Origin of the sequence: Morganella psychrotolerans, from assembly GCF_965118875.1 — a bacterium.
Classification (GTDB): domain Bacteria; phylum Pseudomonadota; class Gammaproteobacteria; order Enterobacterales; family Enterobacteriaceae; genus Morganella; species Morganella psychrotolerans_C.
In genome coordinates this window covers 512504-528480 of sequence record NZ_CBCPJD010000001.1, presented here as the reverse complement: position 1 = coordinate 528480, position 15977 = coordinate 512504, and the positions used below count along the sequence as shown (strand labels likewise).

General features: G+C 44.1%; 18 protein-coding genes. 3 read left to right on the top strand and 15 right to left on the bottom strand.

Translation table 11 applies throughout. The features are described 5' to 3' along the window. Positions 1–106: 106 nt before the first annotated feature. Entirely contained in the window at positions 107–832 is a 726-nt protein-coding gene (gene ospF / locus ACMHKJ_RS02530; protein WP_413491901.1) for a type III secretion system effector phosphothreonine lyase, read from the top strand. A 14-nt stretch (positions 833–846) separates the two neighbouring features. On the opposite strand, the gene ACMHKJ_RS02525 is transcribed toward ospF, so the two are convergent. From ACMHKJ_RS02525 to ACMHKJ_RS02470, 12 genes are all read right to left on the bottom strand, one after another. After that, positions 847–1296, bottom strand: coding sequence for a GNAT family N-acetyltransferase (locus ACMHKJ_RS02525; protein ID WP_413491900.1), 450 nt, complete (start codon positions 1294–1296; stop codon positions 847–849). Between the two features lie 95 nt (positions 1297–1391). Beyond that, the gene (gene dagF, locus ACMHKJ_RS02520; RefSeq protein WP_413491899.1) at positions 1392–2132 is read right to left on the bottom strand and encodes a 2-dehydro-3-deoxy-phosphogluconate aldolase; all 741 of its coding nucleotides are present in this window, start codon (positions 2130–2132) and stop codon (positions 1392–1394) included. Position 2133: 1 nt separating this feature from the next. Next, positions 2134–3246, bottom strand: a complete 1113-nt coding sequence (locus ACMHKJ_RS02515; protein ID WP_413491898.1) for a DgaE family pyridoxal phosphate-dependent ammonia lyase — start codon at positions 3244–3246, stop codon at positions 2134–2136. Beyond that, on the bottom strand, positions 3230–4369 hold the full coding sequence (locus tag ACMHKJ_RS02510) for an amidohydrolase/deacetylase family metallohydrolase (protein ID WP_413491897.1): 1140 nt from the start codon (positions 4367–4369) through the stop codon (positions 3230–3232). The genes ACMHKJ_RS02515 and ACMHKJ_RS02510 overlap by 17 nt, the downstream gene beginning before the upstream one ends. Before the next feature lie 62 nt (positions 4370–4431). After that, positions 4432–5082, bottom strand: a complete 651-nt coding sequence (locus tag ACMHKJ_RS02505; RefSeq protein ID WP_413491896.1) for a DUF4310 family protein — start codon at positions 5080–5082, stop codon at positions 4432–4434. Positions 5083–5084: 2 nt separating this feature from the next. After that, on the bottom strand, positions 5085–5876 hold the full coding sequence (locus ACMHKJ_RS02500) for a DUF4311 domain-containing protein (protein WP_413491895.1): 792 nt from the start codon (positions 5874–5876) through the stop codon (positions 5085–5087). 26 nt (positions 5877–5902) lie between these two features. Further along, positions 5903–6199 carry a DUF4312 family protein gene (locus ACMHKJ_RS02495; RefSeq protein ID WP_413491894.1) on the bottom strand — a complete coding sequence of 99 codons (297 nt, stop codon included), beginning with the start codon at positions 6197–6199 and terminating at the stop codon, positions 5903–5905. Further along, the gene (locus ACMHKJ_RS02490) at positions 6199–6564 is read right to left on the bottom strand and encodes an SFCGS family glycine-rich protein (RefSeq protein WP_413491893.1); all 366 of its coding nucleotides are present in this window, start codon (positions 6562–6564) and stop codon (positions 6199–6201) included. The genes ACMHKJ_RS02495 and ACMHKJ_RS02490 overlap by 1 nt, the downstream gene beginning before the upstream one ends. Positions 6565–6585: 21 nt before the next feature. Continuing rightward, the gene (locus ACMHKJ_RS02485) at positions 6586–6924 is read right to left on the bottom strand and encodes a transcriptional antiterminator (protein WP_413491892.1); all 339 of its coding nucleotides are present in this window, start codon (positions 6922–6924) and stop codon (positions 6586–6588) included. A gap of 453 nt (positions 6925–7377) precedes the next feature. After that, positions 7378–9315 (bottom strand): BglG family transcription antiterminator, encoded by a 1938-nt coding sequence (locus ACMHKJ_RS02480; RefSeq protein WP_413491891.1) that lies wholly within the window; start codon positions 9313–9315, stop codon positions 7378–7380. A 206-nt stretch (positions 9316–9521) separates the two neighbouring features. Then, entirely contained in the window at positions 9522–10556 is a 1035-nt protein-coding gene (locus ACMHKJ_RS02475) for an agmatine deiminase family protein (RefSeq protein WP_413491890.1), read from the bottom strand. Positions 10557–10566: 10 nt separating this feature from the next. Further along, positions 10567–11166 (bottom strand): GNAT family N-acetyltransferase, encoded by a 600-nt coding sequence (locus tag ACMHKJ_RS02470; protein WP_413491889.1) that lies wholly within the window; start codon positions 11164–11166, stop codon positions 10567–10569. Between the two features lie 143 nt (positions 11167–11309). On the opposite strand from ACMHKJ_RS02470, the gene ACMHKJ_RS02465 reads away from it, so the two are divergent. Further along, positions 11310–11954 carry a TetR/AcrR family transcriptional regulator gene (locus tag ACMHKJ_RS02465; RefSeq protein ID WP_413491888.1) on the top strand — a complete coding sequence of 215 codons (645 nt, stop codon included), beginning with the start codon at positions 11310–11312 and terminating at the stop codon, positions 11952–11954. Positions 11955–12018: 64 nt separating this feature from the next. Here the strand turns inward: ACMHKJ_RS02465 and ACMHKJ_RS02460 are convergent, their stop codons facing one another. After that, complete coding sequence (locus ACMHKJ_RS02460) at positions 12019–12516, bottom strand: GNAT family N-acetyltransferase (RefSeq protein WP_413491887.1); 498 nt, start codon at positions 12514–12516, stop codon at positions 12019–12021. 223 nt (positions 12517–12739) lie between these two features. Beyond that, positions 12740–14065, bottom strand: a complete 1326-nt coding sequence (locus tag ACMHKJ_RS02455) for a lysozyme inhibitor LprI family protein (RefSeq protein ID WP_413491886.1) — start codon at positions 14063–14065, stop codon at positions 12740–12742. Positions 14066–14639: 574 nt separating this feature from the next. Between ACMHKJ_RS02455 and ACMHKJ_RS02450 the strand changes: the two genes are divergently transcribed. After that, positions 14640–15194: a dihydrofolate reductase family protein gene (locus ACMHKJ_RS02450; RefSeq protein ID WP_413491885.1), complete on the top strand. Its 555-nt coding sequence runs from the start codon at positions 14640–14642 to the stop codon at positions 15192–15194. Here the strand turns inward: ACMHKJ_RS02450 and ACMHKJ_RS02445 are convergent. Further along, entirely contained in the window at positions 15176–15946 is a 771-nt protein-coding gene (locus ACMHKJ_RS02445) for a class I SAM-dependent methyltransferase (RefSeq protein WP_413491884.1), read from the bottom strand. The two genes, ACMHKJ_RS02450 and ACMHKJ_RS02445, sit on opposite strands and share 19 nt — an antisense overlap. Between the last annotated feature and the right edge of the window lie 31 nt (positions 15947–15977).

The following is a 15977-nucleotide window of genomic DNA, read 5'->3' as shown; positions in this document are numbered from 1 at the left end:
AGAATCGTCGGTACGGCATGTGATAAAAATCGGGTTTTATACTTTGAACCAATCAAGGTTTATACCCAACTTGAATGACGTTGGGTATAAACACGAGGACAGAACAATGCCCCTGAAGCGCTCTGCATTAAAACTGGATTTTTCCCTGCTGAATAATGCGTCTGAATCTGAAAAAAAACCGGTATTACCGGTAGGCAGTTATCTGAAAACACATTTTGATTCACTGCACCGGGAGGTTATGCAATCTGCGTATTATCATCTCCGAGATGAGCTGAACCCGCCGGACTATAAGGCGTTGAGTGAATGCGGTTTTTCCTCCGTCAGCCACGGGTTTCATTTATCCAATAATGGCGGGGATGTATTTATTCACGCCCGCCGCGATATTCCGCGTTTTTCCGGCGGATATGAGGGGGATAAATTTCATATCAGTGTGCAGGAATCTCAGTTGTCAGAGGCTGTTCAGGTGCTTTCCGGGGCGTTATTTTCAAACAATAACCCGTGCGATAAATGGAAAATCACGGATATTGCCCGCGCCGATCCGGGCAGCCGGGTCCGGGTGGGCGCTCAGATTACGTTATATGTTCGTCCGGATCAGGCAACCGCGCCTTATCACGCGCAAATGCTCAGTGAAATCCGTCAGTTTACCGGCTTACTTGATTCCCGGCTGACAGAGGCAGGGATCATGCAGGGAGAGCACCCTGCGTCTGATATCCGCCCGCCGCAGTGGAAGTTTGTCAGTTATCGTAACGAAATTATCAGCGGGCGCGATGGCAGCGATATTGAACATCAGCGATTATCAGAGTCACCATTTTATCGTCTGATGACAGAGTAACTGATGGCGCTGGTTTACCGGCGAACCATATCACAGTGCGGGATCCCGTCTTCTGAATAAATATCTGAGCAGACAGTAAAACCGCATTTTTCATAAAATGCGGTCAGATGTGCCTGGGCGCTGATATGAATCTGCCGCTGTCCGTGATGCTGATGTACCGCGCGGATAGCTGCTTCCATCAGGGGATAGCCCAGTTTTTGTCCGCGAAACTGCGGATTAACCACAACGCGGCCGATTGCTGCCGGTGATGCGTCATCCGCCGGGGGCAGAATACGGCAGCAGGCGACAATCTCACCGTTTTGCTCCGTCCACAAATGCAGTGCGGTGAGATCAGCACCATCCGCATCCTGATAACAGCAGGTTTGCTCCACCACAAACACCGCGCTGCGCAGGGCAAGAAGCCGGTAGAGTGTCAGCGGTGATAATGCATTAAATTCAGCTGTGTGCCAGGTGATCGCGGTCATTGTGTTATCCGTTTTGTTGCGGGGATATCCCGTTTGATGACTGTCTGAAAGAAGGACGATATCCCGCTTGTATTTATTTCCCGGTTACTGAAATATCAGATTACGGCTTGCTTAACCATCTGTAATAACTGACGAACATCTTCAGGACGGGTATTCCCCGTCTCTTTATCAATAATCGAGCTATAGATGTGAGGAATGATTTTTTTCACGCCTGCATCGAGAGCGATTTGTAAAATTTCGGCAAAGTTATCTAAGTCAATTCCACCGGTAGGTTCGAGAGCAAAATCAAATTTTGCGCAGGCCGCGGCGATGGCTTTGTATTCCTCAATATACGTCAGTCCTTGCATATGAAAAAATTTAACCGAGTCAGCGCCCATATCTTTAAGCATCATAATAGCCGTTTCAATGGGCACGATGCCATCAGGTGACTCAGAGCTTAACGGGCCGGTTGAAATTTTAACCATGCCGATAGTACCACCCGGTGAAATTAATGCATTCACAAAGGTTTCATTTTGACCCAGCAATGCACGGCTGACAGGTGCGCCGGTGAAAACCTGATTGACGTGTTGAGGCTGAATTTCCTTTGAAATCAAAGAAACCATCATAGATTGATTCGGATCGCCGGCACCTAATCCCACAGATAACGCATTGTTTGTTTTTTGTGCATAAATTTTCATATCCGCAATAGCGCTTTCAAGATCCGGATAGTTTTTCGATAAAACACCGACGACCACAAAGTTTTCAGCCGCAGCACAGATATCTTCAGCATTTTGGTGGTTGCCTGCCAATACGTTTAAACACACGCGGTTACGGTAAAAATTCGGTGACAATTTCATATTAAATTCCTTTCACTAACACGCGGATACGTTCAGATATAACATTGAGTTGTTCATTGCTGACGCTACGGACATCGACTTCTGCTTTACCTTCGTTAGCTTTGTATTCGCGGAAATAAATAGCGGTATTACCTTGTTTTAATTCAGACATAATTTGATATGTGGTTTTTCCAATCTGCTTTTCATCAAAGCTGATTTCAGTCCGGGCAATATCTCTGCCGGCGGCATCCCACACGATTTGCGCAGAAATGGCCGGAATGGCATTTAAATCGGAGACAAATTTATCCATCCGGTTAACCATCTCAGCCCCGGTTTCTTTGGTTGCAGTCAAATAATGTTCGATGGCGAGTGTCAGCCCCAAAATCCCTTCTTTACCCACTTTCATCGCCCGCCCGATACCCAGGCTTTGGCGCTTAACCCATTTAATATACGTTTTTTTACCAACCACCAAGCCACTGGTGGGGCCTTCAATAGCCTTTGCTCCACTGTAAATAACCAAATCAGCGCCTGCCCGGTAGTAAGTGGTTAAATCTTCTTCTGCGGCGGCATCAACAATTAATGGTAATTGATGTTCGCGGGCAACACTGACCGCATCGCTGACCGTCAGCATACTTTTTTGTACGGTATGATGAGATTTTATATAAAGGATAGCGGCCGTCTGAGGGGTGATTTTTGCGGCTAATTGGGCTGCACTACATTCGTTGGCAAAACCAGCTTCAATTACTTTACCGCCACCTAATGTCACCATGGTATCAACAGGGGCTCCGAAGTTAACGTTATGACCTTTCGGTAAGATAATTTCACGTGGTACAGGCTTGTCTGAAGAGTGTAAGTTGAGTAATAGATCCTCATCATCTTTTACTATAACCGCAGCTACTGCCTGGGCAATTCCTGCAGATGCACAAGAAACCACCACCGCATCTTCAACATTGAGTAACTGAGCGATAAATTCGCCCGTTTTATTCACCAGCTCTTTAATTTCAAAGTAATTATTCAGCCCATAAGCAACACGTTTGACAACGTCTGGTGTTGGTGTGGAAACACCAAGCATAGTCATGCGACCGGAAGCGTTAATAACGTGTTTAAGCTGATATTTTTCATAAATCGATTGCATGTTCACATTCGCCTTGTGCCTGAATTATGTGTTTTCCACCAATGATGGCGGCGACGGGGACGAAACGGTGTGTTCCGGTGCGTTGTTCGTTTTCTGCATCCGTCAGTTCAGTGAGTTCTTCTTTAAGATTGAACAGTGTGATATCGGCGTCAAAACCCGGCCTTAAATAGCCTTTAGCCGGCAGAGAGAGCAAATCAGCGGCTTTTTCAGTAACACAGCGCAGGATTTGTTCTGCACTAAAGCCCATGCACAGGAATTTAGTCATCACAAATGCGAGGCTGTAAACAGGACCATTAATACGGTTTCTGTGGTAGATATCGGAGCTGATAATGTCAGGATAAGTGCCGATACGCATGGCTTGTTCTGCCACTTTAAAGCTAAAACTTTCACCGCCGTGACCAACATCTAAGATCACACCCCGGGCCAATGCACGGGCAATTGACGGCCTGAGATGACCGGTGTCATCTAAAATTTTGTTGGGTTTACCATTAAAACAGTGCGTAATAATGTCGCCACGCGTCAGTAAATCGGCAACTTCGTCAATGTCAGGCGGATTATTACCAATATGAACCATCAATGGCAGACGATATTTTTTTTGCATCTCTTTGGCTTTGATGAGCGGGGCGATTCCATTTTCGCCCACCACACTTTTACTCATACGTGCTTTCATGCCGACAACAAAACCATTATGACGTTCAATGGCTTGCTGAAAGCAGGTATCATCAATGTTGCTCATATCGGATAATTCATTTTGTGCAATTATGCCAATGCGTGAAATATTCAATAAAGAAAAGACATTGGTTTTGGATTTGAGTGTCGATTGGTAAAATGTGTCAATATCATCGGCACCAACACTACCGGCATCAACCAGTGAGGTGACTCCGCCGGCAACGCCTGCTGAATCAGGATCATCGAAGTAGACAGGTGATTGCACAAAGCAGTGTGCGTGTGAGTCAATCCATCCGGCACTAACGTATGTTTCCCCTTTCAGATCAATTACTTTCTCTGCTTGTTGACGACAGGCCAGTTCCGGGCCGGCTGCGTCGATTTTGCCGTCTTTGATAAGAATATCGATAATTGAACCATCGATACGCTTGCCCTGTTTGATGATTAAAGAATACATGGTTACCTTCTTTATTATTCAGGGGCTGCTGATTGATACTTACATCAGCAGCCCCTGAATGTCTAAGCAACAAGGGGAAAGAAATATCCAAATAACATCGCGCCTAAAATGGCACCACCTGCAACGGGTTTCTGCCACACATAGAAAATCAATGCGCCAATTAAAGAACCGATACCAATCGGAACAGATGCGGCCATTGCAGCCAAAATAATCAAAGGACCAAGGAAACGACCTGATGTGTTACCGGCTCCCATCATGACATCCGCACCAAACGTTGAGTTTGCCTGAGCGATAGTGAATTTACGGGCAAAAACAATTATCAGACCTATCAACACGCCAAGAAAGAGTCCCGTCAGTAAGGAAAGCCAAAAATTAGTGACTAAAATATCCCATCCGGCGGCAAGGAATAGCGCCGGAACCCCGAGGCCAATCCCTGTTTGCAGTGCGCCTCCTATATCCAGGATACCCACCAGCGATCCTTCAATAATTCGTGCAAACAAGAAGCTTGCACCGAAAGCCGCCACGGCGCCATAAACACCGGTGTCAAGTCCTGCACGTAACATGGCCACAAAGGCAACTTCGTTAAATGCACCGAAACCGTAGACGACATACATATGTGTACCGGCGAAGATCCCTGCGGATAATAGTCCGGCAAAGAGAGGGAAAGACCACTCTGCGTACCAAAAATCGTGTTTGTTAATTTCAGTTGTCATGGTTATTTCCCGCTCAGCAGCCCGTGGATATATTCAAGCCACAATGGTTTATCGAGATTGAAAGAGGTGATCATCTTCAGGTCGAACTCACGGAAGAATCCACTGAGCACGAACAACAGAACAACGGTTATCATCATTGTGCGGGTGATGCGGTTCCAGCCATTATCATCAACACCTTTACCAATTAAGATACCAAGGACTAAACCCGGGATTGCGTTACCCATAATCAGTTGTGCGCAACCACCGAAAAGTGTTGCCCAGAAACCGGAACGGCGTCCGGCATCCATCGCCGCTAACCAGAAAATAACCGGCATTACTGTGTTAACCAGTAAGTTAGCGGCAGGAACCAGTACATTAATGGCGGTTGTCTGTAGTGCAGCAGGGACGGCTGATGCGGTGGTATTTAAGAATGCGACGACAAAAGCGCCGATAATGGCACAGGCTATCGCCATTTTTTTCGGGTTATGCAATGTTTCTGCAACATTACGGTTTTTTGTCAGTAGTGCAGCGGCACCCCAGTTAGGAATGATGCGATGATCAACGTCTTGCGTGAATGCCCCCGCAGCGACAGAGGATGCCCATGCGTTAAAGAAGAATCCTAAGCCAAAAGAGAAGTGTGATGCCGGGTCGCCTTCACAGGCATTTAACTCGCCTAATGTACGAAATGCTCCCATTCCCTGAGTGGTCGGAGCGTGGAACATACGTGCAGCCCCGGCTCCTAAACCAAAGCCGCAAAGGCCGCCGATAATCAGGGACATACCCAATATTTCTAAGAAAGATGCCGTTTCACTCATGGAATTAACTCCGGGCCTGATTGCTTTTATTGTTCTGTAAATGGTATTTCGTTAACAGAAAGTAAGGTAACATCCAGAGAAACGTCGAGCACAACACGAAAGTGTTCGCGTTTACGCGGCAAAAAGATAAAAAGAAATTTTTCTGTCCGTGACTGCGAATGAGCACTAACCACCTCAACATCCTTTGGTTCAATTCTCAGTATGATGTTGGTGTTGTCTTTGAGTACGGTTTTTTGTATTGAATTCAATGCGTCAGCAATCGCTTTTTGTTTTGTGTCGCCTTGCCCTGTCACCCGTACAACCGTTTCAATAGATTTTTTCATTAAGCGTTGCCGTATTTTTTATTAAATGCTTTAACTAAGCGCTCGCCTAACTCTTCCTTATCCATAAAACCAAAACCCAACACGTTGCAACCCTCTGCAATTGCAGTTTCTCCTTCTTCGACAGAGCGCATCCCATAACGTGCTTTATAGCCATATTTGGTTTGAGCCGTGATAGCACCGGCGCCGCCGCTACCACAAAAAGAGATACCGAAATCGGCTTGCTCTGCATTCATGACATCACCGAGTTTCATATCAGCAGCAACACCGGGAACCACAATCGCTTTGGCACCTGCATTTTCCGCGCCGACAGCCACTTTTTGGCCTTTCCCTAAACGATCTCCGATAACAATAACGATTTGTTTCATATTTTTATTCTCCAAAAAAAATTAGTCATCAGAACGAATAACTTCAAAATGAACAGAGAGTAAGTACGTCTCTTCAGGAGCTAATCCGGGCAAGGTGTCAACAGCCCGTTGAGCTAATGCAATGGAGTGTTCAGATATTTCATCAAACAAGCTGATATCCACTTCGGGTAATGCTTCGCCGGTTTGCGCTCTTGCAACCATGGCACGCAGATGAGATACCAGCATTTGTTGTTGTACCTCCGTGGTGTAACAGTCCTCCAGCCTGAGCCAGTCAGTAATCATGACCAGCAGTTTTTGTGTTACCTCATCAATATCCGGGTTGTGTTCAAACATATTAAAAACCACAATTGATTCACTCATAACTATTTAAAATCCAAAGTAATAATGCAAGTCAGACTACGGTTGCTCCCTGATGACTAATACCTTAATCTGTTCTGCATTATTTTTGCAGGCAGTAAATTTCCACTTGGAAGTGGAAATAATATGGAATAGTACAAAGGATAATAGTGTTTATTTTTTAACCCAAGCGGAAATCAAATGGAAAAATAACATTTAAAAAGAGTCTGGAAAAATTTACAAACTGTATTTTTTGAAAAATAATTGTTTTAATTCAATTTGTTAGTTATCTTCTGGTGAAGGTGGAAATGCAGGGGTAACAGGGAAGTGATATTTGTGAGCTATTACTTCCACTTGGGGTCTTTGGTGGTTAAATGAGCAGGGGATTGTGAAAAAATAAATGATGGAGTTGCGGTTAGGATCACGTAAAAAACAGCAACTCCCGGTTTTCCGCAAATAAGTGGAAGCTGCCGGTACTCAGAGGATACGGGCTAAACTGTCTTTAGCTATCATTTGGAATTCATTGAAGTTTTTGACAGTAATTAAGCGACGGGTTGTTTTTTCTTTGACGAAAGTGACGAATAAGTCATATATCGCCATAGCTTCTTCATAATCAGCCTTACTGATAGCGAGCAGAAAAATGACATAGGCGTTTTCTTTCGTTTCCTTGTTCCACTCGATGCCTCTTGGCGCAACAATTGTGACGACAACCGTCTTGTTAGCGAGTAACCCTAACGAATGAGGCAGGGCGATACCTTCACCCAGTAAAGTGGAAACAATCGATTCGCGTTCCTGCAGCGAGGGATAAAAATCAGAAGTGACATACCCATCTTGCTGTAATTTTTGGCATACCGTTTTAAATAGTGTTTCCTGACTAATTTTTTCGTTAATCACCATAAAAAATCGTTCATCAAAAAATTGCTCAATGATATAAGGATGCGTTTGGTCAATCATCGCTAAGCGGCCTACCTGCTTGAGCTGATAGGGTGTAGGAAAAGGCGCTATTTTTATAACGGGTTTATTTTTTTCAGAAATACGCACGGTAGTAATAACAAAATCTTCATCAACTTCCTCAAGTGATTCATATTCCTGCAAAGTGAGATCCCGGCTGAATTTCAGCTGCGGAAATTCACGCATAATCTTAGACTCAACCACCCGAAATGTTGAATTACCCGCATCGGTGACAACAAGTACCTCTGTTTGCCGGATAGATCCTGCGCCATAGTTTCTTTCAAGACTGACACCAATATGCACGGCCAAATAGCCAAGTTCATCTTCACTAATGGCGTGAGGAAGTAATTCTTTACTTGCGCTCGTCAATGCACTGAGAGTGACATCATAGGCAAAAGGGTAATATTGTTTTATATCTGATAACAAAGGGTTTGGTGTGGATATGTGGTACTGAAGCCGTGTGATTAATGCGGCAAGATGAGTATTCAGATCTTTTTTAAGTTTTTCATCACTGCGTAAATCATAGTTATAGAGTGAGTTAATATAATTCAAAATATATTCAGCCAGCTCATTATGGCTCCCGTTTTTTTGGCTGGCGGAATCTTGGCTGCTAATACGCCGGGCAACGATTTGATCGTGCAGATAGCTAATTTCGGGATTAGAAAGATCGCTTCCTAAAAAATAGATTAGCCCTTTAGATATTTCATTACAGACTTTGAGGATCACGTCGTCATTAGCATTATTGTTGACTATTGAGGTTAATTCATGCCCTCGGGTAATACGTAAAATTGTGACTGCACAATTAAAAATGAGATAAATATGACCTTCATTACTAAGCCGGATATCGAAGCGATTAATACTGTAATGCAGTACTTTATCAATGTAAGTGAGATCAATATTATCTAAGCATTCAGGCGAAAAAGTGGCTAAATCATGGTTGATCTGTTCAGAAAAACGACGCCACAATGTTTCGGTGATACAGGCTCTGACTGCCCATTCACTGGCATTTAACCGAATTCCCTGATGGGGAATGCTTTCTAAGCTAATTTGATATTTTTGCAGGTGTTCTCTGACCGCGCTCATATCTTGTTGCAGCGTACCTCTGCTGACAGACCATTCTTCTGCGATATCATCCAGTTTTACAGGGAGTGATAACATTAAAAGTTTTAATAATAATGCATCGATACGCTCTTTGCCGGTACGCGGAATACTGTTTTCTGTTTCACCTTGTTGGGTGAACGCCTCAAAAAGTACATTATCGTCAATTTTTAAACGATAGCCATGGCCGCGCTCATAGAGAATATGCGCCCCATGATCTTTAATCAACTCATTGATTTCATTTATATCTGAGCGAATTGTCCGGGTGGAAACGGAAAAACGTTTTGCGAATTCATCCTGAGGTACAACTTCATTGAGAATACCGGCAAAAATTTGATTGTACCGCTGCTGAGTGAACAGACCCATGGAAACACCTTTAAAATCAATGCTAAAAGTATTGAATGTCAAAGTAAAATAATATTTTTGACGGGTTAATAGCCGGACTCTATCACAGGCTTGTCAATATATGGGCTATAGGAATGCTTTAATTTGAGAAGTAACCCACAAATTAAAGCATATTTAATGCGTGTTAATGAATTTTATCCGCAGCTAAGGTTAGTCAGCGTACTACCTCAGTGGCAAAGACTTGTAATAAAAGAAGAAAAGTCCGGCTCCTGCATGGTCATACAATGGATCCCGCCGCCGCCGGACGCAATATTATCAATATTTGTCTGAACAACTGTGCGCTGCGGGAACAGCGATTCAAGCAGGGATCGTGCCTGCGCATCGGCTGTTTTATCGCCAAATTCCGGCAGGATAATCCCGCCGTTACACGGGTAGTAATTAATGTATCCGGCGGCAAAGTCCGGGTGCTTGTCCCGGTTTACCCTTGTCTGCGACGGATTATTCAGAACATGAATATTATCAATCAGGTTGGTATGCTGACGCAGGGTATTCAGGGCTGCGGCATGATCCCGTGTGACCTCGTACTCAAAGGAACCGGGGTCATTTTCCATCGGAATAATTAACGATTTTTCATTGATAAACCGCGCGTAGAAATCCACATGGGCATCGGTAATATCATGGTCGCGGATACCATTAAGCCAGATAATCGTATTCAGACCAAGAGTTTGCTGTAATAACTGCTCTGTCCGGTGACGGCTGAATCCGGGATTGCGATTATCATTAAGAATACAACTGCGGGTAAAAATACCGGTGCCATAGCCATTGACTTCAATTGCACCGCCTTCCATGGTCAGCGGGTTGATATGCAAAGGCATACCGGTGTATTGCGCCATAACAGCCGCAATGTTTGCATCGCGCTTTGCTGTCTGTTTGCCTCCCCAGCCGTTAAAATTAAAACTGACTGCGGCGGGGCGCTGCGTCAGGGTGTCATAAACAAAATTGGCACCGCTGTCGCGCAGCCAGATATCATCCAGCGGACAGTCAACATAAGTGACAGTGTCACCGAGTAACTGTTGTGCAACGGCTCTGTTTTCTTTTGTTACCAGCAGATTAACCGGCTCAAAGCGGGCAATCGCCCGCGCAATATTTGCCTGATCACGACAGACTCCGGCGGCAAGTTTTGCAGACCAGATCCGCGGGTCAGCACCAAATGCCAGCCAGGTGGCTTTGTGGGGGTGATGTTCTGAAGGATAAATAAACATAGTCAGCTCATTATCTCAATGGTAACGACATGTAATACCAGCCGTAAATATCCATATAGCGCAGGGTGGCCTGCGAGGTTTCATATTTCACATCAGTAAAACCGCGCCGCAGATAGAGCGCGCGGGCTTTGGTATTTAAATCTGAGACATACAATGACAGCCGGTTGATAGACGGGTCAGTGCGCAGTTGTTCTGTAATGCTGTCAAGCACCTGGTTGCCGATACCCGTTCCGCGCTGTGATTCATCCACACACAGATAGGAAATATAGGCGGTATCTGGTTCAGGGACATGCACAAACATCTGAAGAATGCGCCGGATTTTCATAAACGGGATAAACCCGGCTTTGCGCAGGATAGTCAGATAAGATATCGGTCGCGGCGCATTTTCCGTCGGGTGTTTTACACCATAGCTCAGCCCGTAAACAGCGACTAATTTGCCGTCACGTTTTACCTGAAAATGGCGGTCATGCGGCTCACTCAGCCCGCGCTGCCAAAACATATCCAGCACCGCCTGACGTTGTTTATCCGGCATGGAGTGTATGGTTTTAAATTTAGAAGAAAATGCCTGATAAAACAGGGTGCATGCGCTGTTTATGTTTGTTTCATCCAAACTTTCTGTTTGTAATCTGCTACCATCAGGGGCAGTGGTTATACTCTTCATTGTGTTGGGTATGTAAATAATAAAAGATGAATTGATAAAAGATAGAGTAATCAGTCTAACATTTATTGTCCAGCTTTTCGGAGAATATTCTCATGGATAAATTAACGGAAAAGCAGCGCCAAAAACGCCGGCAGATCCTGGATGCAGCAATGCACTGCTTTATAGAAAAGGGATTTCATTCGACATCAACAGCGGAGATCTGCAAAGCCGCAGGGATGAGCCCGGGTAACTTATTTCATTATTATCCGACGAAATACGCGATTATTGAAGCTATCGCAGAGCTGGACAGTGATGAGCACAAGTCTATTCTTGCCATGGGCGACGAACCCGGGAATGCCATTGATATTATTGAAAAAATAGTATCGGCGCTGATCACCCTTTACAATGAGCCGGGCTATGCGCGCATCAGTCTGGAAATTATCACCGAGGCGAGCCGTAACCCGGAACTTAACACCGCATTTGTGGTAAACGAGCAAAAATTACACAGTAAAATACGTGATGTATTGCACCGGGGAATTACCGCCGGCGAGATTGATTCACAACTGAATCCGCAACAAACGGCATCCTGGCTGATGGTAATAGCAGAAGGTGCGATGGGCCGGGATCTGATGGAGCCGGCGTTTAACTGGAAAACCAGCCTTGCCGGGTTGCACGTTTTGATCAGAAAAGCGCTTATACCCAACGTCATTCGGGATGCGGGCAGGCGGCAAGCTCCGACCGCCGGGGAGCATAGATAACGGCGGGCTGAGTGCGGCCAACGAACCTGCAACTTGAATGAATAAGGGTATATACCCTGAATAATCAGTCTGCTAAGTGGCGCTGCATAATGGTGACGTTTTCGTCGTTGATAACATCATCAAATACCGGTTTCCATCCCATCCGGGCATACATGGCTTGTTTGTCCGGGGTGTAAAGATTGAGAGCAGGCAGGTGGCGCTCGGTTGCCGCATCAACCACCGCCTGAGTCAGAGCGCTGCCCAGCCCCTGACCCCGTGCGGCGGGCAGGGTATATATTTCACCTGTCCACCAGTCAGCATCCGCCATCCGGCTGGTTTTCAGCTCCCGCCAGATAAGGCTGGCGGTTGCCAGCAATGCCCCGTTTTTATCTGTGGCAACAAACAATTGTTCACCATTTTCCCCGTTTACCCGGTTAAGCAGGCGCGCCAGGATTATCTCCGGAGTCTGCCATTGAGGCAGTGCCTGCCACTCGTTATGCAGAACCTGTGCAATGGCTTGCAGCAGAGGATAGTCCTCAGGCTGAGTAGTGACAGGGCGGACAGTCATGATGCGGATAGTCATGATAATGATACTCCGGGATGTTCAATTAGTTCGCTAATCAGTGCCGGAACGGGCTGAAAGCGCGCGCGGGGTCCGTGCAGTGCATCCGCTGCCGGGGGTGCCTGTGGGCCCGGCAGCAAAGGATAGTTTACTATAACGGTTATTACTCATTTTATACTATACCCTTATCCACTCAAAAGGCAGGTTCGTTGGCTGCCTTCCGAATGACGCCAGATATATATTTTCATTTCTCAATGTCCTTTGACACGGAAAAGTTATTAAAATAAAAATCCTCATCAAAATATGAAAGGATATAATCAACATCATTAAATCTAAAATAGTAAGGCTTTGATGCCTGACTTACAGATAATATATTCTCTGTTGTTTTTTTATCTATATCCGTTTTCCATAATCCGGCAGGTCCACCCGTAATAGAAAAGAAAAATTGATTTTCATTTCCCCAATCAAAATTAGCACCATAGGTAAAATTTACTGTCTCATATTTTTTCTTGTCAAAAAAAATATTAGTGCTGATATCAGGGCGATCTTCAGGGAAGATATAGACACCTTCATAATCACCGGAAGCTACATGCCATTTTTTATTAGCTGATGCCGTATTACTACGGCATAGTTTTTCATCACAATAGCCCATCCAATCATTGTTTTTTTCAGCTTGATTTTTATATTCACTCATTAAACCAGCTATTTCTTTAGTATTAACAATCTCCGTTATTTTTGATTTAATCCACGAAGCATCAATGTCAATACTCTTAATTTTTTTAAGATTACTAAAGTCGACACGATAGTATTTATTTATTCTTCTTCCTGTTTTATCATCATATACATTATTAACAGAATAAGCTAAATAGTCATTTCCTTTTTCAAGGATTTGTATTTCCGGTGACTGATAACCGTTACTATCATATTTTGAGATAATTACTGATTCACCGGGGTAATCTGAAACCAATATTAAATAAGATGATGACTTGTTAGTGTTGACTTTAAAGAAAAAGAAAACGTTATTATCTATGTTTAAATGAGAAAGTATTTCCCAATCACCTGTTCTGATGTTTTTATTGAAGTTATCGCTTTTGCTTGGAGCTTCTGAAATGTTTTTTACCAACCATTGGTTATATATCAATGAATATCCATTGGTGTTGGTTTTTTTATCTTCAGCTTTATTATTCTCATCACTTTCATTACTTTCGTCATAGGTAATATCATCAGAATTGAACTCGTCTGAAACAGATTTAAATTCACTTATTCTTGATAGTATAACATTTCTTTCTAAATATATATTTTTAATACATTCATAATTACTACCACATTGATTTCTGTTTTTAACCCAGGCTTTTTGATCGTTAATTAAGATCCCTAAGGATAATGTGTTGTTTTTTGCTTTGGTAAATAATTTGTTACTCATGTTATCAAGACCATCAAGATAAGAATTACCACATATTGTTGCTTCTGTCTCATTTAATGTATTTAATGAACAATCAAACCCGGCAGCATATGAAACAGATTGAAAAGATAATAAAATCGATAAAAATGATACTGTTAGCTTAATCATAAATAAAACCTCTTACATCCTCTGTTTAATTAATTTTAACTCAGCCTGCGGTGTAATTTAAATTATCATGGCGACTGAATTTTATTTATATAATATCAGGCCGCTTATACTTATGATATGTCAGTTAAATTCAGGCTTAAGTTCACCACTTTCAGGATATCAGCGCAACTAAAATAATAATAAAAAGAAGTAGTACAGAGTATGTAAGGAAGATAGCCGGGAAAATTAATGAAAAAATTATCTTCTGAAGCAGAGGAATGAAAAAAATTGTTGCATTATCCAATGTATTAACACTGATTATTTGTCGATTACCGGCATAACCGGCTAAACTTAATATGGGTAAAATGTTTGTTTTGAATTGCCTGAATTGAGAGTAAGACGCATCCGGATAACAACAATTTTCTGAGTTTACGGCGCTGTATCAGAAATTCACCGGTCTGCTGGTTGTCCGGGAGAGTGGTGCGGTGCGAATTTTTGTCATCATTAAAACTGCAGGCAGGCATGTTAGACGGACCTGTAGTTTGAAGAAATAATAGTATATAGTATTTTATATATTAACTTTAAGATCTTAATAATGCACAATATTATTTATATCGCGACCAGCCTCGACGGTTATATTGCCGATGCGCAGGACAAACTGGACTGGTTGTTTTCCGTGCCGAACCCGGAACAGGATGATATGGGATTTGCTGCGTTTATGCAGGGTGTTGATGCGGTAGTGATGGGGCGCAAAACCTTTGAAACCGTGTGCAATTTTGATGGTGACTGGCCGTATGATAAACCGGTTTTTGTATTATCCCGCTCAGTGACCGAACTGCCGGGAAAACTGACCGGTCACGCCGTGCAATTAATGCAGGGTGATATTAATGAGATACTGGATACTATCCACCGCGCAGGTTACCAGACACTGTATATTGATGGCGGAACTGCCGCGCAGCAGTGTCTGGCGGCAGATTTGATTGACGAAATGGTGATCACGACTGTGCCGGTTCTGTTAGGCAGCGGCAAACCGCTGTTTGGAACACTGGCTGAGCCGCTGCAATTTGTTCATATCAAAACAGAGCGCTATTTTGATTATATGGTCAAGAATACCTGGTACCGGAAACGGGATCAGGCGGCGCAGGTCTGAGTACGCCCCGGGTGGCATAGCTCAAATACCATTTCCGGCGAACCTGGCTGAAACGGGCTGTGCTGCCAGTCACCACAGACACGGTTGACTGTCAGCCCGCTGTATTCAACTGCATCACAGATCTCAGCAAAAGACGGAAAGACAATATCAGATGTGGCACTGAATACCGGCCCGTTTTCACCCATCTGATAAAAGGTACTGTAACGGATAACGCCATCATGTTCTGCGACATCATTCCAGTAAATTATCTCACCGAATTCACCACTGATGCGTGTTTCCCGGGTCAGTTCAGGTATCCATTCACGCCACTCTTCAGTCTGAGAATTGCGGCTGTCAAACAGCACAATACCGTCCGGGCTTAAATGACGCTGAATTGCCTGTAGTGCAGCAATGCGTTGCTCCCTGGTCAGAAAGACCTGGAACGCGTGCCCGGATAGGATAATCAGGTCAAAGGTGATATCCAAATCGAGGTTTTCTGCTGAACTGCATACCCAGCGGACGCTATCCGTTTTTTGCTGTGCGATAGCCAGCATTGCCGGTGCGGGATCGGCTCCGGCGAGGATTTTATGCGGATAGGCTGCGGCAATTGCGGCCATGAGTGTACCTGTGCCGCAACCCAGATCCAAAATACGCGCAGCACTTGCCGCTCTGGCAAGATAAACATCAAAATCTGCCCGCCATTCGTTATCCATATCATAAAACCGCGCCAGATCCGGATTCCGGTAAAGGGCGTCATCATATTTGTTTGTCATCAGATTTTGTCCTTTTGTTATGGTTTCGGAG